General features: G+C 61.4%; 25 protein-coding genes. 13 read left to right on the top strand and 12 right to left on the bottom strand.

Annotated elements, in window-relative coordinates:
- Positions 1-81 precede the first annotated feature (81 nt).
- The gene (locus tag CAF90_RS00975; protein WP_007950576.1) at positions 82-285 is read left to right on the top strand and encodes a hypothetical protein; all 204 of its coding nucleotides are present in this window, start codon (positions 82-84) and stop codon (positions 283-285) included.
- A 57-nt stretch (positions 286-342) separates the two neighbouring features.
- The gene (locus tag CAF90_RS00970; RefSeq protein ID WP_085602822.1) at positions 343-858 is read left to right on the top strand and encodes a DoxX family protein; all 516 of its coding nucleotides are present in this window, start codon (positions 343-345) and stop codon (positions 856-858) included.
- A gap of 289 nt (positions 859-1,147) precedes the next feature.
- Here CAF90_RS00970 and CAF90_RS00965 read toward each other — a convergent pair whose 3' ends face one another.
- On the bottom strand, positions 1,148-1,348 hold the full coding sequence (locus tag CAF90_RS00965; protein WP_085602820.1) for a hypothetical protein: 201 nt from the start codon (positions 1,346-1,348) through the stop codon (positions 1,148-1,150).
- Between CAF90_RS00965 and CAF90_RS00960 the strand changes: the two genes are divergently transcribed.
- Positions 1,347-2,087 (top strand): hypothetical protein, encoded by a 741-nt coding sequence (locus CAF90_RS00960; protein WP_085666530.1) that lies wholly within the window; start codon positions 1,347-1,349, stop codon positions 2,085-2,087. The two genes, CAF90_RS00965 and CAF90_RS00960, sit on opposite strands and share 2 nt — an antisense overlap.
- 30 nt (positions 2,088-2,117) lie before the next feature.
- Here the strand turns inward: CAF90_RS00960 and CAF90_RS00955 are convergent, their stop codons facing one another.
- Positions 2,118-3,731 (bottom strand): murein L,D-transpeptidase, encoded by a 1,614-nt coding sequence (locus CAF90_RS00955; protein WP_085602816.1) that lies wholly within the window; start codon positions 3,729-3,731, stop codon positions 2,118-2,120.
- Between the two features lie 151 nt (positions 3,732-3,882).
- On the opposite strand from CAF90_RS00955, the gene CAF90_RS00950 reads away from it, so the two are divergent.
- The 4 genes from CAF90_RS00950 to CAF90_RS00935 all read left to right on the top strand — a co-directional run bounded on the left by CAF90_RS00950 (position 3,883) and on the right by CAF90_RS00935 (position 7,097).
- Complete coding sequence (locus tag CAF90_RS00950; protein WP_007950579.1) at positions 3,883-4,596, top strand: murein L,D-transpeptidase catalytic domain family protein; 714 nt, start codon at positions 3,883-3,885, stop codon at positions 4,594-4,596.
- A 147-nt stretch (positions 4,597-4,743) separates the two neighbouring features.
- A complete protein-coding gene (locus CAF90_RS00945; RefSeq protein ID WP_085602814.1) occupies positions 4,744-5,001 on the top strand; it encodes a DUF2790 domain-containing protein in 258 nt (85 codons plus the stop codon).
- Positions 5,002-5,013: 12 nt separating this feature from the next.
- The gene (locus CAF90_RS00940) at positions 5,014-5,685 is read left to right on the top strand and encodes a heavy metal response regulator transcription factor (protein WP_007950581.1); all 672 of its coding nucleotides are present in this window, start codon (positions 5,014-5,016) and stop codon (positions 5,683-5,685) included.
- Positions 5,682-7,097 (top strand): heavy metal sensor histidine kinase, encoded by a 1,416-nt coding sequence (locus CAF90_RS00935; protein ID WP_085602813.1) that lies wholly within the window; start codon positions 5,682-5,684, stop codon positions 7,095-7,097. The genes CAF90_RS00940 and CAF90_RS00935 overlap by 4 nt, the downstream gene beginning before the upstream one ends.
- On the opposite strand, the gene CAF90_RS00930 is transcribed toward CAF90_RS00935, so the two are convergent.
- Complete coding sequence (locus CAF90_RS00930; RefSeq protein WP_085602811.1) at positions 7,042-8,442, bottom strand: MFS transporter; 1,401 nt, start codon at positions 8,440-8,442, stop codon at positions 7,042-7,044. The two genes, CAF90_RS00935 and CAF90_RS00930, sit on opposite strands and share 56 nt — an antisense overlap.
- A 103-nt stretch (positions 8,443-8,545) precedes the next feature.
- Here CAF90_RS00930 and CAF90_RS00925 point away from each other — a divergent pair, with 103 nt between their 5' ends.
- On the top strand, positions 8,546-9,433 hold the full coding sequence (locus tag CAF90_RS00925; protein ID WP_007950584.1) for a LysR family transcriptional regulator: 888 nt from the start codon (positions 8,546-8,548) through the stop codon (positions 9,431-9,433).
- Here the strand turns inward: CAF90_RS00925 and CAF90_RS00920 are convergent.
- Positions 9,430-10,050: a cell wall hydrolase gene (locus tag CAF90_RS00920; RefSeq protein ID WP_085602809.1), complete on the bottom strand. Its 621-nt coding sequence runs from the start codon at positions 10,048-10,050 to the stop codon at positions 9,430-9,432. The two genes, CAF90_RS00925 and CAF90_RS00920, sit on opposite strands and share 4 nt — an antisense overlap.
- A 199-nt stretch (positions 10,051-10,249) precedes the next feature.
- Here CAF90_RS00920 and CAF90_RS00915 point away from each other — a divergent pair, with 199 nt between their 5' ends.
- Positions 10,250-11,101, top strand: coding sequence for a CAP domain-containing protein (locus tag CAF90_RS00915; RefSeq protein ID WP_085602807.1), 852 nt, complete (start codon positions 10,250-10,252; stop codon positions 11,099-11,101).
- 84 nt (positions 11,102-11,185) lie between these two features.
- Here CAF90_RS00915 and CAF90_RS00910 read toward each other — a convergent pair whose 3' ends face one another.
- The 4 genes from CAF90_RS00910 to CAF90_RS00895 form a co-directional block, all read right to left on the bottom strand.
- Positions 11,186-11,341, bottom strand: coding sequence for a DUF2474 domain-containing protein (locus CAF90_RS00910; RefSeq protein ID WP_007950587.1), 156 nt, complete (start codon positions 11,339-11,341; stop codon positions 11,186-11,188).
- Positions 11,328-12,344, bottom strand: coding sequence for a cytochrome d ubiquinol oxidase subunit II (gene cydB / locus CAF90_RS00905; RefSeq protein WP_085602805.1), 1,017 nt, complete (start codon positions 12,342-12,344; stop codon positions 11,328-11,330). Before cydB ends, CAF90_RS00910 begins: the two co-directional genes overlap by 14 nt.
- Positions 12,345-12,361: 17 nt before the next feature.
- The gene (locus CAF90_RS00900; protein ID WP_085605094.1) at positions 12,362-13,777 is read right to left on the bottom strand and encodes a cytochrome ubiquinol oxidase subunit I; all 1,416 of its coding nucleotides are present in this window, start codon (positions 13,775-13,777) and stop codon (positions 12,362-12,364) included.
- 109 nt (positions 13,778-13,886) lie between these two features.
- The gene (locus tag CAF90_RS00895; RefSeq protein ID WP_085602803.1) at positions 13,887-16,211 is read right to left on the bottom strand and encodes an FdhF/YdeP family oxidoreductase; all 2,325 of its coding nucleotides are present in this window, start codon (positions 16,209-16,211) and stop codon (positions 13,887-13,889) included.
- Positions 16,212-16,568: 357 nt separating this feature from the next.
- Here CAF90_RS00895 and moaA point away from each other — a divergent pair, with 357 nt between their 5' ends.
- Positions 16,569-17,567, top strand: a complete 999-nt coding sequence (gene moaA, locus CAF90_RS00890; RefSeq protein WP_085602800.1) for a GTP 3',8-cyclase MoaA — start codon at positions 16,569-16,571, stop codon at positions 17,565-17,567.
- A 29-nt stretch (positions 17,568-17,596) separates the two neighbouring features.
- Entirely contained in the window at positions 17,597-18,496 is a 900-nt protein-coding gene (locus tag CAF90_RS00885) for a bestrophin family protein (protein WP_007958819.1), read from the top strand.
- 32 nt (positions 18,497-18,528) lie between these two features.
- Here the strand turns inward: CAF90_RS00885 and CAF90_RS00880 are convergent, their stop codons facing one another.
- From CAF90_RS00880 to CAF90_RS00870, 3 genes are all read right to left on the bottom strand, one after another.
- Positions 18,529-19,815: an ATP-binding protein gene (locus tag CAF90_RS00880; RefSeq protein ID WP_085602798.1), complete on the bottom strand. Its 1,287-nt coding sequence runs from the start codon at positions 19,813-19,815 to the stop codon at positions 18,529-18,531.
- A complete protein-coding gene (locus tag CAF90_RS00875; RefSeq protein WP_007958821.1) occupies positions 19,816-20,523 on the bottom strand; it encodes a response regulator in 708 nt (235 codons plus the stop codon).
- 140 nt (positions 20,524-20,663) lie between these two features.
- Positions 20,664-21,272, bottom strand: a complete 609-nt coding sequence (locus CAF90_RS00870; protein WP_085602796.1) for a tRNA-(ms[2]io[6]A)-hydroxylase — start codon at positions 21,270-21,272, stop codon at positions 20,664-20,666.
- Between the two features lie 159 nt (positions 21,273-21,431).
- Here CAF90_RS00870 and CAF90_RS00865 point away from each other — a divergent pair, with 159 nt between their 5' ends.
- Positions 21,432-22,295 (top strand): universal stress protein, encoded by an 864-nt coding sequence (locus CAF90_RS00865; RefSeq protein ID WP_085602794.1) that lies wholly within the window; start codon positions 21,432-21,434, stop codon positions 22,293-22,295.
- A gap of 110 nt (positions 22,296-22,405) precedes the next feature.
- On the opposite strand, the gene CAF90_RS00860 is transcribed toward CAF90_RS00865, so the two are convergent.
- On the bottom strand, positions 22,406-22,876 hold the full coding sequence (locus CAF90_RS00860; RefSeq protein ID WP_085602792.1) for a DUF1289 domain-containing protein: 471 nt from the start codon (positions 22,874-22,876) through the stop codon (positions 22,406-22,408).
- A 469-nt stretch (positions 22,877-23,345) separates the two neighbouring features.
- Here CAF90_RS00860 and acnB point away from each other — a divergent pair, with 469 nt between their 5' ends.
- The gene (gene acnB, locus CAF90_RS00855) at positions 23,346-25,955 is read left to right on the top strand and encodes a bifunctional aconitate hydratase 2/2-methylisocitrate dehydratase (protein ID WP_045121882.1); all 2,610 of its coding nucleotides are present in this window, start codon (positions 23,346-23,348) and stop codon (positions 25,953-25,955) included.
- The last annotated feature ends 278 nt before the right edge of the window (positions 25,956-26,233 follow it).

Here is a 26,233-nt window from a genome sequence, read left to right as displayed (position 1 = left end):
ACAGCCCGGCGTTCAAATGAACCTGTCGATCGGCAGCCCCGATCAAGCCTTTGAACTCAAACATCGCATCGGAGATTCACCATGACCAAGCTCTCGAAAACCTCCCTGACTCTCGGCCTGCTGCTTGCCGGTGGCCTGGCCCTGTCCAACGCAGCTTCGGCCTCGGAAGCGTTCAGCGTCAAGCAACTGGATCACGGCTACAGCCAGACCCAGGCCAAGGCCGACTCGGCGGAAAAAACCTCGGAAGGCAAATGCGGCGAAGGCAAGTGCGGCGCCGGCGAATAACCCTTTTTACGGGGCACGTCAGTGCCCCGTTTTCCCTTGATTGAATGGAGCCTTCCCATGACCACAGCTCTCTCGTCGGCCGTCAAAGGCCTGCATGTGAACCTCGACCGCGCCGGCCAGTGGCTCGCGCCGCTGACCCTTCGCCTGTTCATCGCCTGGGAATTTTTCGAATCCGGGCTGGAGAAATTCAACGGCCAGAACTGGTTCGAAGACATTCAGGAGCGGTTTCCGTTTCCCTTCGACCACTTGCCCGCCACGCTGAACTGGGAGCTGTCGATGTGGGCCGAGCTGATCTGCGCACTGGCAATCCTGGTCGGATTCGGTACGCGGATTTCGGCGATTTCGCTGATCGTCGTGACCGTCGTCGCCACCGCTGCCGTGCACTGGCCGGCAGACTGGTCATCGCTGAGTGAACTGGCCCAGGGCTACGCGATCACCAACAAAGGGTTCGGCAACTTCAAGCTGCCGGCGATTTATCTGGCTGCGCTGGTGCCGCTGGTGTTTGCCGGGGCAGGCAAGTTGAGCGTGGATGCGTGGCTGGCGCGGTCCTTCTGGAAGCGCACCAATCGTTGAAGCTCACCCTCCGCCGCCAGTGCGCACCCGCCAACTTCTGCTAGGCTCGATTGAGATCCCACGGGTGCTGCCGTGGTTTCTTCCATGCGTGACAACAGCAGGGTCAGGGAATGACACATTTCTATCAATGTGAAGGCATGCACTGGTGCGCCAGTGATGAAAAGATCATCGAGTCAGAATGGGGTCTTGCGGTTTGCAGCCAGTGCAATCGGAGAATAATCCGATCCGAGCACCACATGATGCCGCCCTCCACACTCAGCAGCATGCCCTGTGTGCGCATCAACAGCGCTCATAACACCGTGCCGTTGAATATGCCGGGCACATCGTTTCCACCTTCAATTTCGCTCGGCGGGAATCCGTTTTCTTCAACACCTGCGCCATTCATCGGCGCGCCATTTTCCACCCCGTCCCCATCATCAAGCCCTTCGTTCGGGTTCGCTTCATCCTCAGATCCGATGATGGCGGCAGCAGCCTCATCCTCGATGGCCATGGAAGTGACCGAATACAAACAGCGGGACGACGAGCTATATCTACATCATCGGGCGGTGATCAAAGAGAGCGAATCCCAAGCGGTGCTCTATGAGGTGTTGCAGGGGGTCGGCTACACCTTCCTGCGACGGGACAAAAATTTCGGCGCTTACAACCCGGGATCGGAAAGCACCTGCACTGTTCCTGAGCCAGGTGTCACCGGAGATGGGGCGTTCACTGTCAGACAAACTTCCGGTGGCGAATTGGTCATCGGTCGCGAAGAAAATCCGATGGCAGAAGGTTACTGCCAGGCGGGAAGAGTCTCCTACCCGGACTATTTCGTCATGTTGAACAGCGTTTTTTACGCCATCGAACTGAAAACGCCGCGAGTCAACAACTTCAAAATCTATATGTCCGATACCTTCTGGACAGACAAGGGATTTGGCGGGCGCAGCATTGAGAATCAATTGACGGCTAGAAAAAAACTGATGGGGAGCAAGGTCATGCAGATCCTGCTGTTCGACGTCCGAAACATGTCCGATCTGGTCAATGCCAGTGCCGATGCCGTCCTGACTGACCTCAAGAACAGTATTTGCCATCTGAAACTCCGGAGGGCGTTTTTCGAGGCAACGGTGAACGGTGTCATGCTCTACAACGGCGGCACCTACAATCCCAGCAAGTTGTTTTCCATGAGCGAAATCCTGAGCGGCGCCGCTTCGAAAGGGACACAGACAAACATCCTGTCCTTCCTCAAAAAATGACCTGCCGCCAGGCGAGTCAAACCGCAAAAATCAATGCGCCCGGTCCAGCCCCGCCAGCAACGCGCTGTCTCGGCTGTAGATGTCCGGCGCGTAAAGCACACGACCCTGGCCATCGACCTGTGCCGTCCAGTAAGTCATGAGGATCGGCACCGGATTGCTCAACCGGAACTCGTGAGTCGTGCCGGTGGCGAGCAAGGTGTCGGTGCGCGCCTTCTCCGCCGGGCTGAGCAGGAAGTCGCGCAGCTTCATCGGATGCTCGACCCGCACGCAGCCGGAGCTGAAAGCCCGTGGCCCCTTGTCGAACAGCGCCTTGCTCGGCGTGTCGTGCAGGTACACCGAGAACGGGTTGGGGAACCGAATGACCATTTGCCCCAGCGGGTTGCGCGGCCCGGCGTCCTGACGCAGAAGGATGTTGCCGGGGTTGTCCCAGTCGATGTCGGCGGCGGCCAGCGGCTGGCCGTTGGCGTCGAGCACTTGCAGGTTCTGACGGCTGAGGAAGGTCTGGTCCTTGCGGATCTCCGGCAGTTTGTCTTCCTTCCAGATGGTCGGCGGCACGGTCCAGGTCGGGTTCAGGGTCAGGCGCGTGACCCGGGATTTGAGCAGCGGGGTCTGGCGCTCGGCGCGCCCGACCTGGGTGCGGGTCTGCCACACCGGCAAGCCACCCTGATAAAGCGTCAGTTCGGCAGCGGCGACGTTGACCAGCAGACCGTCCGGCTCCATGTCCTGAGCCATCCAGCGGAAACGTTCAAGGTTGACCCGCAACTGTTCGCGACGGGTCAGCGGACTGATGTTGAGTTCGGCAATCGTTCCCGGACCGACCACTCCGTCGGCCTGTAACGAATGGTTGGCCTGAAAGCTCTTCACCGCCTCCACCAATACGCCGTGATAAGCGTTGTCCGGCGTGCCGACCACACTGCTCAGGTAGCCTTCGCTGTACAGCCGTCGGGCCAGTTCCGGCACGCGTTTGTCTTCCATGTCCGGACGCAGCAACGGGCCGTTGCCCACCGATGTCCACTGCGGCAAGGCTTTCAGGCGTTGAGCTGCGTAGAGATGACGCAGATTCTGGTACTGCGCCAGCTGCGGGCGGGCCAGATCGAAGGCGGCCGGAACGTTGCGCACGCCCGGTACGGCGATGGCGAGTAATTCGGCCTGACGGTCGCGTGGCGTTTCGTCGGAATGCCACAGCGGTTCGAAGTGCGATTGCAGCAGGCGGCCGTAATGCAGATCCTGCAGGGCTTGCAGGTAGTAACGGCTGATCTCGATGTCGGCGCACAGTTCGCCGTCCTGCGGCGCGGTGAGCGCCACCGGGTAGCGTTTCGGGTTCAGGCCATCGTCGGCCAACAGCTGCAATTGCGCATGCAAGGCCGGCAATTGCCCGCCATCCGCCCACACCGGCAGCCAGTCCTGCTGCTGGTAGAAGGCGCGCAACTGATCCAGCGCCGGGCCGCTGAGGCTGGTGCCGATCGTCGGGCACGCCTGAGGCAGGCTGATCAGCGCAGCCTGCAGCGGGCTCTGCGGCTCGATGGGCATTTCCGTCGGCACGGGCGGCAGCGTCGGGAGTCCCGGCAACGGCTCTTCGGCGCAAGCGACAAACGGCGCAGCGAGCAAACAAATGCTCAAGTAGCATGCGTACTTTTTGAACAACTGCTTTACTCCAATCCATGGCCGTCCTGATTGACGGTCAACCTTACCTCAGGTGCGGTGAACAGTCAGGCCCGATTCGCGGGTCTGCCGGGGACGACTGGACGTCAGGAGCCTAAGTGCCAAACAAGTAGCAAGTGGAGACTCACGTTAAATGTTGACGTTTTTGCGCCGACTTCTGCTGACTGCCACCGCCATTGGCGTGCTGACCAGTCCAGCCTTTGCCGCCGGCACCTCTTCGCCGGTTCTGTACACCAGCCTCGCGCACGCCGCTCCGGAACTCAATCCCCAGGCGCTGAAAGGTGCCTTGAACGCCATGCAATGTGCGATCAACAACGGCGCGAAGCAGTCCCGTCACCTGGCGATCATCGACTATTCGCAGCCGTCCACCGAGCGCCGGTTGTGGATCTTCGACCTGACCCGGAAAAAACTGGTGCTGCGCGATCTGGTCGCCCACGGTTCGAACTCCGGGGAAAACTTCGCCACCCGGTTCTCCAACCGTGAAGGCAGTTTTCAATCCAGCCTCGGCCTGTTCCGGACTCAGGAAAGTTACCAGGGCACCCACGGTTACTCGCTGCGCATGGACGGTCTGGAACCGGGCGTCAACGACATGGCCCGTGACCGCGCCATCGTGATCCACGCCGCCGACTACGTGAACCCGTTCTGGAGCAAACGCACCGGCCGTCTGGGCCGCAGCCAGGGTTGCCCGGCCGTGCGACCGCAAGTTGCCAAACGGGTGATCGACAGCCTGAAGAATGGCCAATTCATGTTCTCCTGGTACCCGGATCAGCAGTGGCTGAAATCCTCGCCGTACCTCAACTGCCAGCCACAACAGATCGCGAGCATTCTCAGCACCCACGCCAGCTGAATACTCTGTGGGAGTGCGCTGGCTCCCACAGGTTCGGTTTATTACAGATTTGTCATCGAGTTGTCGGTTTGCCGAGCGGATCGCCCGGTAGCTTGAAGTTGTCCCGGCCAGAACGCCGATCAACTTCAACGACTCGAGTGACCCATCATGAAAACCCTGATCCTCGCCTTCACCGCCCTCCTCGCCACCGGTTCCGTGTTCGCCGCTGAAATGCCTGAGCGCACGGTCATTCACGACACCAACGGCTTCTACGTGCACCTGGATGTCGACAAAGTCCTCTCCAGCACCGATATTTCCCAGGCTTGCGGCGTGATCCCCGCGCAGCTCAACTACCTCGACCACCAGGGCCGTGAACATGTGCTGGACTATCAAGTGCAAGGCAGCGGCTGCATCAATGACAATTGAGGCACAGTGCCCATGAATATCCTTGTTGTCGAAGACGAACCCAAGGCAGGCAATTACCTGCTCAACGGCTTGCAGGAACTGGGCTACAGCGTGAGCCTGGCCCGGGACGGCGCCGACGGCCTGCACCTGGCGCTGGAGTTCGACTTCGACGTGATCGTGCTGGACGTGATGATGCCGAAAATGGATGGCTGGGAAGTGCTGCGCCGGCTGCGCAAGGAAACCGACACGCCGGTGCTGTTTCTCACCGCCCGCGACGACATCGCCGACCGGGTCAAGGGTCTGGAACTGGGCGCCGACGATTACCTGATCAAGCCGTTTTCCTTTGCCGAACTGGTGGCGCGCCTGCGCACCCTGACCCGGCGCGGGCCGATCCATGAAGAGGAGCAATTGCAGGTGGCCGATCTGCAGATCGACGTGCTCAAGCGTCGGGTCACCCGCGCCGGCAACCGGATCACCCTGACCAACAAGGAGTTCGCCCTGCTGCAACTGTTCGCCACCCACACCGGGCAAGTGCTGTCGCGCTCGCTGATCGCCTCGCGGGTGTGGGACATGAATTTCGACAGCGACACCAATGTGGTCGATGTCGCCGTGCGCCGCCTGCGGGCGAAGATCGACGACCCGTTCCCACTCAAGCTGATCCACAGCGTGCGCGGCATCGGCTACCGCTTCGATACTCAGCCATGAAAATCGCCGGCACTTATTCCCTGACCTTGCGTCTGGCGCTGGTCTTCGCCGTGCTCGCCTTCGCGGCGCTGGCAGGCCTCGGCGCGGCGCTTTACAACCAGCTGGAAGAGCAACTGACCCGCCGCGACGACATCCAGTTGGTCAGCCGTATCGATCAATTGCGCACCATCCTCAACGACAGCAACACGCTGGAGTTGATCAAGACCAAACCGGCGCTGTTCCAGAACATGCTGGGCAACCGCGAAGCGCTGTTGACCATCGGCGCGCCGGGGCAACCGCCCTTGTTCGTGGTCAATCCCAGCGATCTGGCACTGCCGAGCGTGCCCGCCGTGCCGGTCGACCATGTCATGGCCCTCAACGACGTGCAGCATCTGCCAAGCCTCAACGGCGTGCCGTTCTCGGCGGTGGCGGCCAGTATCGACTCCGGCGACCAGGGCAATCTGCAGGTGCTCATCGCCAAGGTGATGAGCGAGCGCACGGCGATGCTCGCCAATTACCGGCTCAGCGTGTACGGCCTCGCGTCACTGGCAGCGATTGTGCTGGCGCTGGTCGGCTGCCTGCTGGTGTATCGCGGCCTGCTGCCGTTGCGGCAGATTGCCCGGCATGCCCACGGCATCGGCATCGCCAACCTCGGCGAACGCCTCGACCGCCAAGGCACACCTCGTGAATTGCAGCCGATGATCGAAGCCTTCAATGCGATGCTTGACCGGCTCGACCGAGGGGTTGCGCAACTGAGCCAGGTCTCTACCGACATGGCCCACGAACTGCGCACGCCGATCAACAACCTGCTCGGGGAAACCCAGGTCGCGTTGCAACAGAATCGCAGCGTCGACGCCTATCAACAGTTGCTCGCCTCCAACGTCGAAGAACTCGAACGGCTGGCGCGGATGCTCGACAACATGCTGTTTCTGGCCCGCACCGACCCGGCCAGTGCACTGAGCCAGCGGCAGGAGCTGGACGCCGGCGATGAAATGCAGCGCATTGCTGACTACTTCGAGGGATTGGCGGCGGACGTCGGTGTCACCATCGAGGCCAGTGGCAGCGGCGTGATCTGGGCCGAGCCGATGCTGCTGCGTCGGGCGCTGGCCAATCTGTGCGCCAACGCGATCAAGTACGGCGCGGCGGATTCAACGTTGCAGGTCGAAGCCATCGCCGAAGCGGACGGCAGCTACCTGCGGGTACGCAATCAGGGCGCGACGATTCCGGCGGAACATCTGTCGCGACTGTTCGAGCGTTTCTACCGCGTCGATCCGTCCCGCGAGCGCTCGGCCCAATCCAACGGACTGGGCCTGTCGATTGTCGCGACCATCATGCAGTTGCATCAGGGTCGCTACAGCGTCAGTAGCGCCGACGACATCACCTGCTTTGAACTGTTCTTTCCGGCACGGGAGACGCGAGACGCAGGTGCGTGAAGGCACCGAGCGCAAACGCCGCGAACATCAACGCCGTGGCCACACCGAAGGTCATGTGCAAGCCGCCTGCGATAACCGCGGCCGGCGCCTGAGTCGGATCGTCCGTGGCCAGTGCAAACACCGCGCCCATCGCCGCCGCCCCGGTGATCAACCCCAGATTGCGCGACAGCCCGAGCATGGCCGAGACCACGCCGCGCTGATCCTGAGCAACGCCGGACATCAACCCGGTGTTGTTGGCGGCCTGGAACAGCGCATAACTCAAGGCCACCACCGTGATCGGCAGCACGTATGCAAGCACTCCGAAACTCACCGGAAACAGCGCCAACAGACCACATCCGCAGGCCAGGCCGAGCAACGCCCCCGGCACCATCCGCCGCGCGCCGAAACGATCCACCAGCCGCCCGGCCGGTACGCCGCTGAACGCCGCCAGCAACGGCCCGATCGACAACACCAGGCCGACCTGAGTGCTGGTGAGCCCCAAACCTCGGCTCAGGTAAAACGGCCCGACCACCAGCGTGGTCATCATCACCGTCGTCACCAGCAAGGTCAGCGCCAGACTGCTGCTGATTCGCGTGTCGGTGAACAATGAGAGGTGAATCAGCGGCGCCTTGCTCCGTTTCTCGACCAGGATGAACAACCCCACGCCCAACAGACTGAGCAACAGCAACGTCGGGGTAAGTCCTTCGATTGTCATCGCCAGCGCATAGGCCGCCAGCGTCAGCATCAACACGGCGGTGCCGGGATAATCAAATGCAACACCTGAGCGCACGATCCGATCCTTCGGCAAATAGCGATACACCAACCACGCATTGAGCAAGCCCAACGGCACGTTGATTACAAAGATCGACTGCCAGCCGACATGCGCCATCAACAGCCCGCCGAGCGACGGCCCGAGGGTGGTGCCGGTCGCCGACATCGTGGCCAGCAACCCCATCGCACTGCCGGCCCGGGATTTGGGCACCGCATCGGCCACCAATGCCACCGTCAGCGCGAACATGATCGCCGCGCCCAGGCCCTGCACCGCCCGCGCACCGATCAGCCAGGCGAGGCTCGGCGCCAGTGCGCAGGCCAGCGAAGCGGCGGTAAAAATGCCGATGCCGATCAACAGCAAGCGCCGCCGACCGAAGCCGTCACCCAATCGCCCGACGCTGACAATCAACGTGGTGACCGCCAGCAGATAGGCCAGCACGATCCATTGCACCTGTTGAAACGTCGCATCGAACGCCGCCGCCAGCGTGGGCAATCCGGCGTTGGCGATGCTGGTGTCGAGCGACGGCATCAGCATCGACAGCGCCAGACTGGTCAGCGCCCAGCGGGCTGAAGGGCTCAGGGGTTCTCGGTGCATGGGAGGCTCACAGGGCGGAAGTCATGGGACATAGCCTGAGCCTCGACAATACGAGGCGCAAGACGCATGCTTTGCACTTGATACCTGCATGGAACGCCATGTCATGAATGCACCGGATCTGAACCTGTTGATCACCCTCGACGTGCTGCTGAGCGAAGGCAGCGTCGCCCGCGCCGCCGAGCGCCTGCGTCTGAGCCCGTCAGCCATGAGCCGCGCGCTGGCCCGGCTGCGGGAAACCACCGGCGATCCGCTGCTGGTGCGCGCCGGCCGAGGACTGGTGCCGACCCCGCGTGCGCTGGAGTTGCGCGACCGGGTCAGTTATCTGGTGCAGGAAGCCGAAGCGGTTTTGCGCCCGGCAGAAGTGCTCGATCCCGGCCAGTTGCGGCGCACCTTCACACTGCGCAACACCGACGGTTTTGTCGAAACCTTCGCCGCCGCCCTGCTCGCCCGCATCGCCGAAGAGGCGCCCGGCGTGCGCCTGCGCTTTGTGCAAAAGGCTGACAAAGACAGCACGCTATTGCGCGTAGGCCGGGTGGATCTGGAAACCGGCGTGGTCGACGACAGCACCGACCCGACGCTGCACAGCCGCATCCTGTTCCGCGATCAGTGGATTGGCGTGGTGCGTGAGGGACATCCGTTGAGCAGCGGCAAGGTCAGCGCAAAACGCTTCGCCGCAGGCCAGCACATTCTGGTGTCACGGCGCGGACGCAGCAGCGGCCCGGTGGACGAGGCATTGCTCGCCTTCGGCCTGACGCGGGACATCGTCACTTCGTTCGGTGGATTTTCGGCAGCGCTGACGCTGGTCCGTGAATCAGACCTGATCGCCACCGTCCCGGAACGTCACACCAGCAAACTGCGCACGGGTCTGCACAGCTTCGCCCTGCCATTCCGGATGCCGGACATCAGCGTGTCGATGCTTTGGCACCCGCGCATGGACGCCGATCCGGCGCATCGCTGGCTGCGCAATTGCGTGCGGGAAGTCTGCGCCTAACGCGCATCCCCGCCAGTGGGTTTATAGAACAGGAATTTCTTGGTCTCGGCGGTCTTGGTGTATTCCTTCGCCCAGCTCGGATGAACATTGCGGTCGTGGAAATACAGCGCGCCGTGGGTGCGATCGGTGAGCTGTCGGTTCAGCGCCTTGCCGGCGATTTCCTTGGCCAGCGCGTATTCGGCATCTTCCTTGACCTGATCCGGGCGCCCGTCGCACCACCAGGAAAACTGGCAGCTCTTGGTTTCCGAGCCCTGTTTGACCACCTCGCACACCGTACCTGGAAAGCCGTCATGCCCGAGGCGATTCATCACCACGCTCGCCACGCCTTCCATGTCGGCGTTGTCCTTGCCTTTGGCTTCCCAATAGATACTGCGTGCCAGACAGGTGATCGGATCGTCCAGCGGTGCAGCGCCGGCGGGGTCGACCGCCTGTGCTTCGGTCGGCGTGATGGCTTCGGATTTGGGTGCCGGGGGCGCGTCGGGTTTGTCGGCAGCCTTCTCTTCCAGAACCTCGGCTTTCGCTTCGGCCTTTTCCTTGATCGGAGCCTGATCGGTGGCCAGTGCCGCGCCGCTCAGCAGGGTCAACGCAAGACAGCAAAGCAACCCGTTCAATCGCATGATCATCCTTCCGGCAGGGCCCGATGCGGGCGAAGTGTTATATGGCTGAGACGCCCGGATCCCGGGCTCTTCGCGAAGTGTAGACGGCAATTTTCATGGCATCGTTCCGCAGAAAAATCAGCGCCATGAAGAAAAAGACATTGCACGAACCGGGGCCCTTTCGCGCATGATGTGCGCACTCAGCCCAAGGGAGATTTCCATGCGCTTCATGCCATCCGTTCTGCGACTCGCCGCGTTGTCCGTGGGCCTGGCGCTGGCCACTTCGGCCATGGCCACCGACGAGTCGCAATTGATCGAATCGATCAACAGCTACCGCAGCCAGCCGCAGCGTTGTGGCAGCCAGGCGTCCAGCGAATTGCCGCCGCTGTCGGCCGATCCGCGCCTGATTCTGCCGGCCAGCGGTGTGGTGGATTTGCAGCAGGCGATGTCCAGCGCCCGCTACCCGATGGTCAATGTGCAGGCGATTACCCTGAACGGGCCACGGGATGCGGCGTCGGCGATGAAGGCGATTCAGGAAAGTTTCTGTCAGGTGGTACTGGATCCGCAGTTCGTCGATATCGGCGTCAGCCGCGCCGACCGTGACTGGCGCATCACCCTGGCCCGACCACTGCTGTCCGCCCGCCTCGGCGACGGTCAGGCTGAAGGCCAGAAACTCCTCGAACAACTCAACGCCGCCCGCGCCCAACCGCGCCAGTGCGGCGGTCAGGCCTTCGCAGCGACCACGCCGCTGGCGTGGAACGCGGTGCTCGGCGGCGTCGCCCAGGAACACAGCCGCGAGATGGCCAACAACAATTATTTCGACCACAAGGACCGCGACGGCCGTACCCCCGGCGACCGCGCCGAACTGGCCGGTTACAGCGGCCAGCAGGTCGGCGAGAACATCGCCGCCGGGCAGGACACGGTGCAGAAAGTCGTCGCCGGCTGGCTCGCCAGCCCCGGCCATTGCGCCAATCTGATGAACCCGCAGTACCGCGAGCTCGGCGCTGCGTACGCAGTCGATCCGAAGAGCAGCGCCGGGATTTACTGGACGGCGATGTTTGGCGGGGAATAAACCTCAGGGCAGTTCCTCCCCTGAGGGGAGGAAGTAAACCGCAGGCAATAAAAAAACCGGAGCCAGGCTCCGGTTTTTTTATGCTCAGTGGGTTCTCATCCCCGCCGCATACATCGCCAGTTTCAGCAGACTCGCCACCACCGCCAGCGAGACCACGCTGCCAAACCAGATCAGCAGCAGCCAGCCCAGACGTTTGTACCAGGGGCTGGATTTCACCTCACGCGAATCAATGGTAGCCATCGCCAATCCTCACTTTGCCGCGGAACACGTAGTAGCTCCAGAAGGTGTACATCAGGATCACCGGCAGGATGAACAGCGCGCCGATCAGGGCGAACAGCTGGCTGGTGGCCGGTGATGCCGCCGCCCACAGGCTGACAGACGGCGGGATGATGTTCGGCCAGATGCTCAGCGCCAGCCCGATGTAACCGAGGAACATCAGCATCAGGGTGAACACGAACGGCCAGTGGGTGTGGCGCTGACGCAGCGAGCGCAACAGACCGAACAGCGACAGCACCGCCAATACCACCAGCCCGGCGAACACGGTCAGGTGCGCATGGTTGAACCAGCGGCCGGCCAGTTCCGGGTGCAGTTGCAGCGTCCACGCGCCGATCACCACCACCATCGCCAGCAACAGCCACGCCAGCGGACGGCTGTAGTGACGCATCCGCGACTCCAGCATGCCTTCGGTCTTGACCAGCAACCAGGTGCTGCCGAGCAATGCGTAGGCAATCACCAGACCGACACCGCAGACCAGCGGGAACGGCGCCAGCCAGTCGAGACCGCCACCGGCGAACTGCCGATCCACCACCGGAATCCCCGCCACATACGCGCCGATCACCACGCCCTGGGAGAACGTCGCCAGCAGCGAACCGCCGATGAATGCCCAGTCCCACAGATGACGTTTTTCAGCCGGCGCCTTGAAGCGAAACTCGAACGCCACACCACGGAAAATCAACCCCGCGAGCATGAAGATCAGCGGCAGATACAGCGCCTCCAGAATCACCCCGTACGCCAGCGGAAACGCGCCATACAACGCCGCACCGCCGAGCACCAGCCAGGTTTCATTGCCGTCCCACACCGGTGCGACGGTGTTCATCATCACGTCGCGCTCCTGCTCGTCGCTGATCATCGGGAACAGGATCCCGAGGCCCAGATCGAAGCCGTCCATGATCACGTACATCATTACCCCGAAGGCAATGATCACGCCCCAGATCAACGAGAGATCGATACCTTGAATACCCATGACTCAACGCTCCTTTTTCAGTGGATCCGGGTCGCGGATTCGAGGTTGTCGGTAACCGCCGAAAGTGGCCGGCGCGGGGTCTGCACCTGAGTGCCTTCGGGCGGATGTTCGTGGTGCGGCTGCGGGCCCTTGCTCACCAGTTTCATCATGTAGCCGATGCCCACGGTGAACACCGAGCAGTAGATGACGACGAACAGCGCCAGCGAGGTGCTCATCTGCGCCACCGAGTGATGGGACGCCGCGTCATGAGTGCGCATCAGGCCGTACACCACCCACGGCTGGCGCCCGACTTCAGTGGTGATCCAACCCGCCAGCAGCGCGATCAGACCGCTCGGCCCCATCAGCAGCACCAAACGCTGGAAGCCGCGATGACGGTAGACCTTGCCGTTGCGCCGCAACGCCAGACCCAGCACGCCGACGAGGATCATCAACATGCCCAGCCCGGCCATGACGCGGAAGCTCCAGAAAATCACGGTCGAGTTCGGCCGGTCTTCTTTCGGGAAGCTCTTGAGCGCCGGGATCTGCTTGTCGAGGCTGTGGGTGAGGATCAGGCTGCCGAGGTACGGAATCTCGATCGCGTATTTGGTCTTCTCCGCCTGCATGTCCGGAATGCCGAACAGCACCAGCGGGGTCGGCCCGTTGTCGGCGTTTTCCCAGTGGCCCTCGATGGCGGCGATTTTCGCCGGTTGGTGTTCCAGGGTGTTCAAGCCATGGGCGTCACCGACCACCGCTTGAATCGGCGCGACGATCAGCGCCATCCACAGCGCCATGGAAAACATCTTGCGCACCGGTTTGCTGTCATTGCCGCGCAGCAAATGCCAGGCCGCCGAAGCGCCAACGAAGAACGCCGTGGCAACGAATGCGGCAATCGCCATGTGCGCCAGACGGAACGGAAACGACGGGTTGAACACGATGGCCAGCCAGTCCAGCGGCATCACTCGGCCGTCGACGATTTCGAAGCCTTGCGGGGTCTGCATCCAGCTATTGGAGGCAAGAATCCAGAAGGTCGAGATCAGCGTACCGATGGCAACCATCACCGTGGCGAAGAAGTGCAAGCCACGGCCCACGCGGTTCCAGCCGAACAGCATGACGCCAAGGAAACCGGCTTCGAGGAAGAACGCCGTCAGCACTTCATAGGTCAGCAACGGCCCGGTGACGCTGCCGGCGAAGTCGGAAAACCCGCTCCAGTTGGTGCCGAACTGATACGCCATGACCAGCCCCGACACCACGCCCATGCCGAAGTTGACGGCGAATATCTTCGACCAGAAATGGTAGAGATCGCGGTAAGTGTCGTTACGGGTTTTCAGCCACAGGCCTTCGAGCACCGCCAGGAAACTCGCGAGACCAATGGTGATCGCCGGGAAAATGATGTGGAACGAAACCGTGAACGCGAATTGAATTCGCGCCAGGTCCAGTGCCTCCAGGTTGAACATGATGATGTCCTCATCAAGGCTGAAAAGCGGCAGCACACGGCCGGGCCACCGCCAGGCGCGAACGCCTGCAGCCAGTCAAAATGCAAAAGGGTTGGATCGCGTGAGTCGGTTACGCCACCGACGACGGAATCAGGTTGCTCGCCTCGGCGGCTTCGAGGCGGATCGCCACGAATTTCGAGGTCGGCGTATAGGTGCGGTCACCGTAGCTTTCCAGCGGCACCAGCGGATTGGTTTCCGGGTAGTACGCAGCGGCTTGCCCGGCCGGAATGTCGTAGGCGATCAGAGTAAAACCGCTGACCCGACGCTCGCGCTCGTCGCCCCACAGCGCCACCAGATCAACCTTCTGCCCCGGTTCGAAACCCAGTCGGCGGATGTCCTGCTCGTTGGCAAACACCACGTCGCGCATCCCATATACACCGCGATAACGGTCGTCGAGGCCGTACAGCGTGGTGTTGTACTGATCGTGGGAACGCATGGTTTGCAGGATCAGATGCGGTTTGACCGGCAGGTTGCGCACGCCTTCGCTGACCAGATGCTCCGGCAGCACGCACGGGGTGAACTGGGCCTTGCCGGATTCGGTTTTCCAGACCCGGTCCGAGGCATTGTTGCCGAGGTGGAAACCACCTGGGATCAGCAGCTTCTCGTTGAAATTCTCGAAGCCCGGAATCACGTCGGCGATCAGGTTGCGGATACGCCCGTAGTCGCCCACCGCCCATTCCCAGTCGATCGGGTGTTTGCCCAAGGTCGCGGCGGCGATCCCGGCAATGATCGCCGGCTCGGATTTCAGATGGGCCGACTTCGGTTTCAGTTGGCCGAACGACAAGTGCACCATGCTGAAGGTGTCCTCCACGGTCACGCCTTGCGGGCCTTCGGCCTGGACGTCGATGTCGGTACGGCCGAGGCACGGCAGGATCAACGCGTCACGTCCGGTCACCAGATGGCTGCGGTTGAGCTTGGTGGAAATGTGCACGCTCAGGTCGAGTTTGCGCATCGCGGCGTGGGTGCGCGGAGTGTCCGGCGTGGCCTGGGCGAAGTTGCCGCCCAGACCGATAAACACCTTGGCTTCGCCACGTTCCATGGCGCCAATCGCCATCACCGTGTTGTGGCCGTGCATGCGCGGCACCTTGAAGTTGAAGCGCTTTTCCAGGGCGTCCATCAGCTCGGTCGGGGCCAGTTCGTTGATGCCCATGGTGCGGTCGCCCTGCACGTTACTGTGGCCGCGCACCGGCGACAGCCCGGCGCCCGGACGGCCGACGTTGCCGCGCAGCAGTTGCAGGTTGATGACTTCCTGCAGGGTCGGCACCGAGTGCACGTGTTGGGTCAGGCCCATGGCCCAGCACATGATCACGCTCTTGGCGCGGGCATACATGCGCGCGGCCAGTTCGATGTCATGCAGCGGCACGCCGGACTGCTCGACGATGTGCTCCCAGCTCGTGGCATCGACTTCAGCCAGATAGCTGTCGAGACCCGACGTGTGCTCGGCAATGAACGCGTGATCGAACACCGGTTCGCCGCCGGTGGCCTGGGCTTCACGCTCCCACTCCAGGAGGAATTTGGCCATGCCGCGGATCATCGCCATGTCGCCGCCCAAGGCTGGGCGGAAGTACGCGGTGTTGGTCGCTTCCCAGCCGTTGCTGAGCATCTCGATCGGGTTTTGCGGGTTCTGGAAACGCTCCAGCCCACGCTCCTTGAGCGGGTTGATGCACACCACTTGAGCGCCGCGCTTCACCGCTTCACGCAGCGGTTCGAGCATGCGCGGGTGGTTGGTGCCGGGGTTCTGGCCAATCACGAAAATCGCGTCGGCGTGGTGCAGGTCTTCATAGACCACCGTGCCTTTGCCGACGCCCAGGCTCTCGCCCATGCTCACCGCACTGGCTTCGTGGCACATGTTCGAGCAGTCCGGGAAGTTGTTGGTGCCGTAGGCGCGGACGAACAATTGATAGAGAAACGCCGCCTCGTTGCTGGCGCGACCCGAGGTGTAGAACTCGGCCTCGTGGGGCGATTTCAGACCTTTGAGGTGTTTGGCGATCAGCGCGAAGGCGTCATCCCAGGTGGTTTCGACATAGCGGTCGACCCGCGCGTCGTAGCGCATCGGATGGGTGATCCGGCCCTGATATTCGAGCCAGTAATCGCTTTGCTCGGCCAGGGTCGAGACTGTGTACTTGTTGAAGAACGCCGGATCGACCAGGCGGCCGGTGGCTTCCCAGTTCACCGCTTTGGCGCCGTTCTCGCAGAACTTCAGCATGCTCGCGCCGGGCGCTTCACCCCAGGCGCAACCGGGGCAGTCGAAGCCGCCGTTCTGGTTGGTCTTGAGCATGGCGCGGATGTTTTTCAGGGCGTTTTCACTGCCCAGCCAGTTCTTGGTGAGGCTGATGACAGCGCCCCAACCCGCAGCGGCGCCCTTGTAGGGTTTGTAACGGTCGACTTGTGACATGGGACTTCTCCATGACGATGCACACAGGCAAAAACCTGATCGGGTTTAAACAGCGACGACTGACTTTCAAGTTAAAAAAGCGGTCGTTTCGTTTGACGGGGCCAAGGATAGGAACCGCTGCAAAAACTTGTCTAATCGCTATTAATGACTGTGTTATCGAAAGCATCTATCACGGCTTTAAACCCTTTAAATACGGGCACTTGCAAAACCAAGAAGCGATAAATCCGGAATAATTACTTCATCATCGACAGCATCAATCGGCCGGTCATTAAGAGTGATTGGACGCTGTCTCAAGTTGCTCATAATCTGCGCCAACCCAATCCCTTCAATAGCGGATTTCACCCAAGCGAGGCTGTCATGTCAGAGCGCGTCTTGATCGATGGTTACAACCGCCGCGTCGACTACCTGCGCATGTCGGTCACCGACCGCTGCGACTTTCGCTGCGTGTATTGCATGGCCGAAGACATGCAGTTCCTGCCGCGCCAACGGGTACTGACGCTGGAGGAGATCTATCAACTGGCGCAGAGCTTCGTCGCGCTGGGCACCCGCAAAATCCGCCTGACCGGCGGCGAGCCGTTGATTCGCCCCGGCGTCGTCGGCTTGTGCAAGCAGATCGCCGCCCTGCCCGGCCTGCGCGAACTGTGCCTGACCACCAACGGTTCGCAACTCGGCAAACTCGCCAGCCCGCTGTTCGACGCCGGGGTCAAACGCCTCAACGTCAGCCTCGACAGCCTCGATGCCGCGCGCTTCAAGCAGATGACCCGCACCGGTGACCTGACCCAGGTGATCGACGGCATCGACGCCGCACGCGCCGCCGGATTTACCCGCACTAAACTCAACTGCGTGGTGATGCAGGGCCGCAACGATCACGAGATCAACGATCTGGTGCAGTTCGCCATCGAGCGCGATCTGGACATTTCCTTCATCGAGGAAATGCCGCTGGGCATCATCAGCGAACACAGCCGCGCCGAGTCGTTCTTTTCCAGTACCCAGGTGCGCGAAAAGATCGCCGAGCGCTACACCCTGATCGATTCTGCCGAGTCGACCCAAGGCCCGTCGCGCTACTGGCGGCTAGCCGAAGCGCCGCACATTCGGCTGGGGTTCATCTCGCCCCACAGCCACAACTTCTGCGGCACCTGCAACCGGGTGCGGCTGACCGTCGAGGGGCGTTTGCTACTGTGTCTGGGGAACGAGCATTCGGTGGACTTGAAGGCAGTGCTGCGCGCTCATCCGGGCCAACCGGAACGGCTGGAGAAAGCCATCATCGAAGCGATGAAACTCAAGCCTTACCGGCACAACTTTGAAGTGAACGACGACGTGCAAGTGGTGCGTTTCATGAACATGACCGGCGGCTGATCCGCCACGTTTTCAAGGCAGAGAGCCGCATGATCATCCGACCCAAGGTCAATCAATTCGCCATTCTCTTCACCCTCAAGGGCTCGATTGCCAAGCGCATCGCCCTGCGCGCCCTGATGGTGACGCTGCTGGCGTCGGCCATCGTGCTGGTGGAAATGCTTCACCCGAGCAACTTCACCAAGGTCAACGCCACGCCATTCACCCTGCTCGGCCTGTCGCTGTCGATCTTTATGAATTTTCGCAACAACGCCTGCTACGACCGCTGGTACGAAGCGCGCAAGGCCTGGGGCGAAGTGATCGTGCATGTGCGCTCGGTGATTCGCGAGACCCATGTGATCCGCGAATCGGCGCAGCGCCGTCTGTTGCTGCTCAACCTCGCGGGTTTCGCCCACGCGCTGAATGCGCGGTTGCGCCGGGAAGACGAAGCCGCCGCCAGCGCCGAATGGATCACCCCGCAGCACGATGCGCAGGTGCCGGACTACAGCGGGCGCATCCTGCAAACCGTCGGTCAGCAATGCTCCGATCTGCACGAATCAGGCGATCTCAGCGAATGGCGCTACATGCTGCTGGCCAATCACCTGACCAGCCTGACCCAGGCACAAGCAGTGTGCGAGCGGATCAAGAACACGCCGCTGCCCTTCCCCTACACCTTGCTGCTGCACCGCACGATTTACCTGTTCTGCATCTTGCTGCCGTTCGCCATGGCCGAACCGCTGGGCTGGCTGACGCCGCTGTTCACGGCGATTGTCAGCTACACCTTCTTCGGCCTGGATGCGATTGCCGATGAGCTGGAAGACCCGTTCGGCCGGGATGAAAACGATTTGCCGACCGATGCGCTGGTGCGGGGTATCGAGCGGGATATTCTCTCGGAGCTGGGGACCGAGCCGTTGCCGCCGGCGCTGAAACCGGTGGATTACGTCCTCAGTTAATCGACTGCCCCCCTTCGGGGGAGCGACAGTCATCAATCCAGATGCGCCCAGGTCATGCGAAACGACGCCCCGCCCCATGGAGAGTCACCGACCTCGACCTGCCCGCCATGGGATTGCGACACCCGCCGCACCAGCGCCAGTCCCAGACCGAAGCCACCGGTGCGGCGATCACGGCTGGCGTCCAGACGAGAGAACGGTTCGAAAATCTTCTCTCGACCGGCCAGCGGCACGCCCGGCCCGTCGTCGTTGACCTGCACTTCGTATTGATCGCCGATACGCACCAGCGACACCTCGACCCGCTGCTCGGCATAACGAATGGCATTGCGCAGCAGATTGATCACCGCCCGCGCCATGAAGCGCGGTTCGATCCGCACTTCATCGACCCGGCAATCAACGATCAACAGCTGCACCCCGGCGGCCTCGGCTTCCAGCGCCACGCTGCCGACCACGCTGTCGAGCCAGTTGGCGGCCTGAATATTTTCGCGGGTGATCACCGTCGCACCGCGTTCAAGGCTGGCGTAGGTCAGCAGTTCGGAGACCATTTCTTCCAGCTCGCCGAGGTCGGCGTACATGTCGGCGATCAGTTCGCGGTTCTGGCTGGCGTCCGGTTGCTGCTTGAGCTGATCGAGCTCGAACGACAACCGGGCAATCGGCGTGCGCAGTTCGTGGGAGACCGCGTTGGTCAGTTCGCGCTGATTGGCGATCAGGCCTTCGATGCGCGCCGCCATCAGGTTGAAGTGGCCGGCCAGGTCGCGGATGTTCGAGCGTTTGGACAGCTGGATCCGCACCGAAAGATCGTTGTCGCCGAAGCGCTCGGCGGCCAGGCGCAGCTTTTCCAGATCGCGCCAGTGCGGGCGAACCCAGAAGTACAGGACGATGCCGAGCAGCACGGCCAGCATCAGGTAGGCCCCGGCAATGTAGAACGGCATCAGGCTCGGCTCGGGAGGCAGCTTGATGCTGAGCAACTGCGAACCACCGTCGATGTTGCTGATGAACTGGGTGTAGTCATCGCGGATCACCAGCAGATCCTGGGCCAGTTCGGCTTTCTCCTGATCGTTGAGGTTCAGTTGGTCAGCCTCGACCAGGCTCAGCGTCAGCCCGTAGTGCGGCCGTAACGCCTCCAGTTGCGCCTCGCGCGCTGAGCCCTGCTGGTCGCGCATGTGTTCGATCAGCGACCACGCCTGTCCGCGTACCGCCTCACGGTTGTAGGCCTGCATCTGGTTGTCGAGCAACGCGTTGAAGGTGTGTTCAACGGTTTGCAGCGCCGCCACCAGCCCGACCGTCATCACCAGAAACAGCCCGAGAAATAACCGCAGCATCTACAACTCCCACGCGAACGGATTGAACAGGTAACCCTTGCCCCACACGGTCTTGATGCACACCGGTTCGCGAGGGTTGTCCTTGAGTTTGTTGCGCAACTTGCTGATGTACACGTCGACGCTGCGATTGAGGCCATCGAAGGCAATGCCGCGCATGCGGTTGAGGATGTCATCGCGCGACAGGATCTTGCCGGCAGCGCTGGCCAGCAGCCACAGCAGCTCGAATTCCATGGTGGTCAGCTCGATCAGCTCGCCCGCCAGACGCACTTCGCGGCAACTGCGATCAATGATCAGGTTGCCGAACTCCAGCGAACTCACTACGCCGCTTTCCGGGACTTGCCGGCGCTGCAGGGCACGCAGGCGCGCGAGCAGGACGGGCGGCTTGATCGGTTTGATCACGTAGTCGTCGGCCCCGGACTCCAGGCCCAGAATATGGTCGAGGTCGTCTTCCTTGGCCGTCAGGATGACAATCGGCGTGTCCGACACGCTGCGGATTTCCCGGCACACGTGCAGGCCGCTCTGCCCCGGCAGCATCAGGTCGAGCACCACCACCTTGGGCTTGAATTCGAGAAACGCGGCCACGGCCAGATCGCCGCGATGCACCGTGCGCACCTCGTAGCCGTGTTGTTCGAGAAAGTGCGCGATCAGCGCGGCCAGCCGCTCATCGTCTTCCACCAGCAGGACTCTGCCAAAACCCAGGTTATCCATAACAACCGCCGCCAACCGCTTTGTGAAGTGGGCGACATTATGCGGGCATTCAATGGCGAGACGTTTATCGCAGGCAGCAAAAACCGGCCTCCGGGGCCGGTTTTCGTTGAAGTTTCATACTCTTAAGAGTTTTTAACAATTCATGCCGCGACGGGTACGCCGCTGTGGAAACGGAATTCTTCGTCCGGCGATTCGATCAGGTCCTGCTCGGCGGCGCGGACTCTCTCGATCACCTGCGCGATGTCCTTGGCGTCGCCGTACTGGTAGGCCAGTTTCAGGTAACCCTGGAAATGCCGGGCCTCGCTTTTCAGCAGGCCGAAGTAGAACTTGCCGAGTTCTTCGTCCAGATGCGGCACCAGCGCTTCGAACCGCTCGCAACTGCGCGCTTCGATGAAGGCGCCGACCACCAGGGTGTCGACCAGTTTTACCGGTTCGTGGCTGCGCACCACTTTGCGCAGGCTGGAAGCGTAACGCCCGGCGTGCAGCTGGCGCAGTTCGATCTTGCGTCGCTTCATGATGCGCATCACCTGTTCGTGGTGCACCAGTTCTTCCCGGGCCAGACGCGACATCATGTTGATCAGATCGACGTGGGAATGGTACTTGGCGATCAGGCTCAACGCGGTGCTGGCGGCCTTGAACTCGCAGTTCTTGTGGTCGATCAGCAGGGTTTCCTGATCGGCCAGCGCGGCTTCAACCCAGGCGTCAGGCGTGCGGCAACCAAGGAATTCGTGGATTTCGGGAAGGATCATGGGGCTCACGGTCAAAAGGTGTTCGAGCGAAGGGCGCCGATTATACCGGCCTGCCCGCAGACCACCAGCCGCCCGCGTTGATATGCATCAAGTCGCAGACGGATGCGCAGCAACTATAGTTGTGCAACGCCGTGCCTTTTCATTGCTGGAGACTCACTCATGCAAGCCATTCGCAGCATTCTGGTGGTCATCGAACCCGAACACGCGGAAAGCCTGGCGCTCAAGCGCGCCAAGCTGATCGCCGGGGTGACCCAGGCCCATCTGCACCTGCTGGTCTGCGACAAGAAGCACGATCACGCCGGCATGCTCAGCGTGCTCAAGGCCGCGCTGCTGGCGGACGGCTACAGCGTCACCACCGAGCAGGCGTGGAACGAGAGCCTGCACGAAACCATCATCGACGTGCAGCAGGCCGAGGGCTGCGGACTGGTGATCAAGCAGCACTTCCCCGACAGCTCGCTGAAAAAGGCCCTGCTGACCCCGGCGGACTGGAAACTGCTGCGCCACTGCCCTACCCCGGTGCTGCTGGTGAAAACCGCCGGCTCATGGAAGGACAAGGTGATTCTGGCGGCGGTCGACGTGGGCAATGCCGATGGCGAGCACCGTCACCTGCATACCACCATCATCGACCATGGCTTCGACATCGCCAGCCTGGCCAAGGGGCATCTGCACGTGATTACCGCTCATCCGTCGCCGATGTTGTCGGCGGCGGACCCGACGTTCCAGCTCAAGGAAACCATCGAGGCGCGCTATCGCGAACAATGCCGGGCGTTTCAGGCTGAATTCGATATCGACGACGAGCATCTGCATGTCGAGGAAGGCCCGGCGGATGTGCTGATTCCGTTCATGGCGCACAAGCTGCAGGCGGCGGTGACGGTGATTGGCACCGTGGCGCGCAGCGGGGTATCCGGTGCGTTGATCGGCAATACGGCCGAACAGGTGCTGGATCAACTGGAAAGTGATGTGCTGGTGCTCAAACCGCAGGAGGTTGAAGACCATCTGGTGGAGTTGGCGGTGAAACATTAAGTGTTGCGGCGTTTGTCATGTCCCCTTCGCGAGCAAGCCCGCTCCCACATGGCTTTGTGAACGACACCAGCCTGATGTGGGAGCGGGCTTGCTCGCGAAGCTTTTGACCTTCAGTCGCCGAGGGCATCCTTGAGGAAACCAGGCGCAATGTAGCGTTGATAGTGCGCTTCCGACAGCAGGAAAAATTCCCGATCAATGGCATCGCGCAGTTCCGGCAGGTTCCAGTCGCGAAACTCCGGCAACAGCACCATCCCGTAGGCTTCCAGATTAATGATCACCCGCGCGCCCCGGGCAATCAGCTGATAGGCCCAGCAATATTGCGACTGATGCGGCACGAAGCGGATCTTGCGCTGTTCCAGTTGCAGGCGCAGACGCGCCGGATCGAAGACCTCGACCTTGCTGGCCATCACTTGTGACAGCAATTGCTCAAGACGCAGCCAGACCGCGCGCTTTTCTTCCTCGTTGTAACCGTTCCAGTGGATCACTTCGTGGTGGAAACGCTTGCAGCCACGGCACACCAGATCACCGTAAACGGTGGAGCAGAGGCCGACGCAGGGGGTCTTGATGGTCTGATTGGGCATAGAATGGGCAAAACACTTGAAACGCGGAACAGGTCGGCATGTTAGCCCTTTGTCCGGCATTCATCACCCCTCAAACGTCAGGGACAAGCGCTGGATCAAGGTTTGCCCCAGCCGCGCACAACGCAACCAAAGTCCAATAGAGCGCGACTTACCTTTAAATTTTTTTTGCCGTAGAATCAGCCAGCCTTTTTAGGCGCCAATGTCCGTTAGAAGCTGTTTTCAAAGCGTCACGAGCACAGTCGTTCCTTCAGAGCGGTGTTGGCGTAAGGTTTTTCCAGCGGGGAAAAGCCAAACGCCAACCCTCATCAGCTCCCCGTTCTGCAGGCGTAAAACTTTGAAAGCAGCTTCTGTAAGGAATTGCCGGTAATTCTGGCCGAACGACCCACAACGTCGTGAGGAGCATGAGTACGGCAATTTCGGGATGAGCGTCCCGGACACCCATTTGGGACCACTGATGAGGGTAATAACTGTGCTTGAAGCCTACCGCAAACATATCGAAGAGCGTGCAGCCCTGGGTATCGTTCCCCAGCCGCTTAACGCCGAACAAACTGCAGGCCTGGTCGAGCTGCTGAAGAATCCTCCGGCTGGCGAAGAAGCTTTCCTCGTTGACCTGATCACCAATCGCGTACCACCAGGAGTGGACGAAGCCGCCTACGTCAAGGCCGGTTTCCTCTCCGCACTGGCCAAGGGCGAAGTCTCCTCCCCTCTGCTGGACAAGAAACGCGCTGTAGAACTGCTCGGCACCATGCAGGGCGGCTACAACATCGTGACCCTGGTTGAACTGCTGGACGACGCCGAGCTGGCGCCAGTGGCTGCCGAAGAACTCAAGCACACCCTGCTGATGTTCGATGCCTTCCACGACGTGGCTGAAAAAGCCAAGAATGGCAACGTTCACGCCAAGGCCGTGCTGCAATCCTGGGCTGACGGCGAGTGGTTCAAAAAGCGCCCTGTGCTGGCCGACAAGATCAGCCTGCGCGTCTTCAAGGTGACCGGCGAAACCAACACCGACGACCTGTCCCCTGCTCCAGACGCCTGGTCGCGTCCTGACATCCCGCTGCACGCTCTGGCCATGCTGAAAATGGCCCGTGACGGCATCGTTCCGGACGAGCAAGGCAAGACCGGCCCGATGAAACAGATCGAAGAAATGCGCGGCCAGGGCTTCCCTATCGCCTACGTCGGTGACGTGGTCGGTACCGGTTCCTCGCGTAAATCGGCGACCAACTCGGTGCTGTGGTTCTTCGGCGACGACATCCCTTACGTGCCGAACAAGCGCGCCGGCGGTTTCTGCTTCGGCAGCAAAATCGCTCCGATCTTCTACAACACCATGGAAGATGCCGGCGCACTGCCAATCGAGTTCGACGTATCGAACATGAACATGGGCGACGTGATCGACCTGTACCCGCACGCAGGCAAAGTCTGCAAGCACGGTACCGACGAAGTCATCACCACCTTCGAAATGAAGACCCCGGTCCTGCTGGACGAAGTCCGCGCCGGCGGCCGTATCCCGCTGATCATCGGCCGTGGCCTGACCGAGAAGGCTCGCGCCGAACTGGGTCTGCCAGCGTTCGACCTGTTCAAGAAGCCTGAAGCACCGGCTGAAAGCACCAAGGGCTTCACCCTGGCGCAGAAAATGGTCGGCAAGGCTTGCGGTCTGGCAGAAGGCAAAGGCGTTCGTCCTGGCACCTACTGCGAACCGAAGATGACCACCGTAGGTTCTCAGGACACCACCGGTCCGATGACCCGTGACGAACTGAAAGACCTGGCGTGCCTGGGCTTCTCCGCTGATCTGGTGATGCAGTCCTTCTGCCACACCGCGGCTTATCCGAAGCCGATCGACGTGACCACCCACCACACCCTGCCTGACTTCATCATGACCCGCGGCGGTGTTTCCCTGCGTCCGGGCGACGGCATCATCCACTCGTGGCTGAACCGCATGCTGCTGCCGGACACCGTCGGTACCGGTGGTGACTCGCACACCCGTTTCCCGATGGGCATCTCGTTCCCGGCCGGTTCCGGTCTGGTCGCGTTCGCCGCTGCCACCGGCGTCATGCCGCTGGACATGCCGGAATCGATCCTGGTGCGCTTCAAAGGCAAAATGAAACCTGGCATCACCCTGCGTGACCTGGTTCATGCCATTCCTTACTTCGCCATCCAGAACGGTCTGCTGACCGTCGAGAAGAAAGGCAAGAAAAACGCCTTCTCCGGCCGCATCCTGGAAATCGAAGGCCTGGAAGGTCTGACCCTGGAACAGGCTTTCGAACTGTCCGACGCCTCGGCCGAACGTTCGGCTGCCGGTTGCACCATCAAGCTGTCGAAAGAGTCGATCACCGAGTACCTGCAGTCCAACGTCACCCTGCTGCGCTGGATGATCGGCGAAGGCTACGGCGACGCGCGTACCCTGGAACGTCGTGCTCAAGCGATGGAAGCCTGGATCGCCAACCCGCAACTGATGGAAGCCGATGCCGACGCCGAATACGCCGAAGTCATCGAAATCGATCTGGCCGACATCAGCGAGCCTGTACTTTGCGCGCCGAACGATCCGGACGACGCCCGTCTGCTGTCCAGCGTTGCTGGCGAGAAGATCGACGAAGTGTTCATCGGTTCGTGCATGACCAACATCGGTCACTTCCGCGCTGCCGGTAAACTGCTGGATCAGGTCAAGGGTCAGCTGCCAACCCGTCTGTGGCTGTCGCCGCCGACCAAGATGGACGCTCACCAACTGACCGAAGAAGGCTACTACGGCATCTACGGCAAGGCCGGCGCCCGCATGGAAATGCCAGGCTGCTCGCTGTGCATGGGTAACCAGGCACGCGTTGAGCCGAACAGCACCGTGGTGTCGACTTCGACCCGTAACTTCCCGAACCGTCTGGGCGACGGCGCGAACGTCTACCTGGCCTCGGCTGAGCTGGCGTCCGTTGCTTCGATCCTGGGTCGCCTGCCGACCGTCGAGGAGTACATGGAATACGCTGGCAAGATCGACAGCATGGCGGCCGACGTTTACCGCTACCTGTCCTTCGACCAGATTGCCGAGTTCCGTGAAGCTGCTGCGAACGCCAAGATCCCTGTCGTTCAAGCCTAACGCTGCAACGCAATGAAAAACGCCGCCCATCGCGAGATGAGCGGCGTTTTTTTATGCCTGCTGAACGGCTGGCGCTGATCGTTCCCACGCTCTGCGTGGGAATGCCTCTTGTGACGCTCTGCGTCACGATTCAGGACGCAGAGCGTCCTGGGCTACATTCCCACGCGGACGGTTCGACGTGGGAACGATCAATCAATGCTGTGCAGGCACAAAAAAGGCCAACCTGCGAGGCAGATCGGCCTTTCTTTTTCACAAGATCAAACGGGATCTTGTGTTGA

This window comes from Pseudomonas sp. B37(2017), from assembly GCF_002112885.1.
Classification (GTDB): Bacteria; Pseudomonadota; Gammaproteobacteria; order Pseudomonadales; family Pseudomonadaceae; genus Aquipseudomonas; species Aquipseudomonas paraglycinae.
This window is presented reverse-complemented; position numbering and strand designations above follow the sequence as displayed.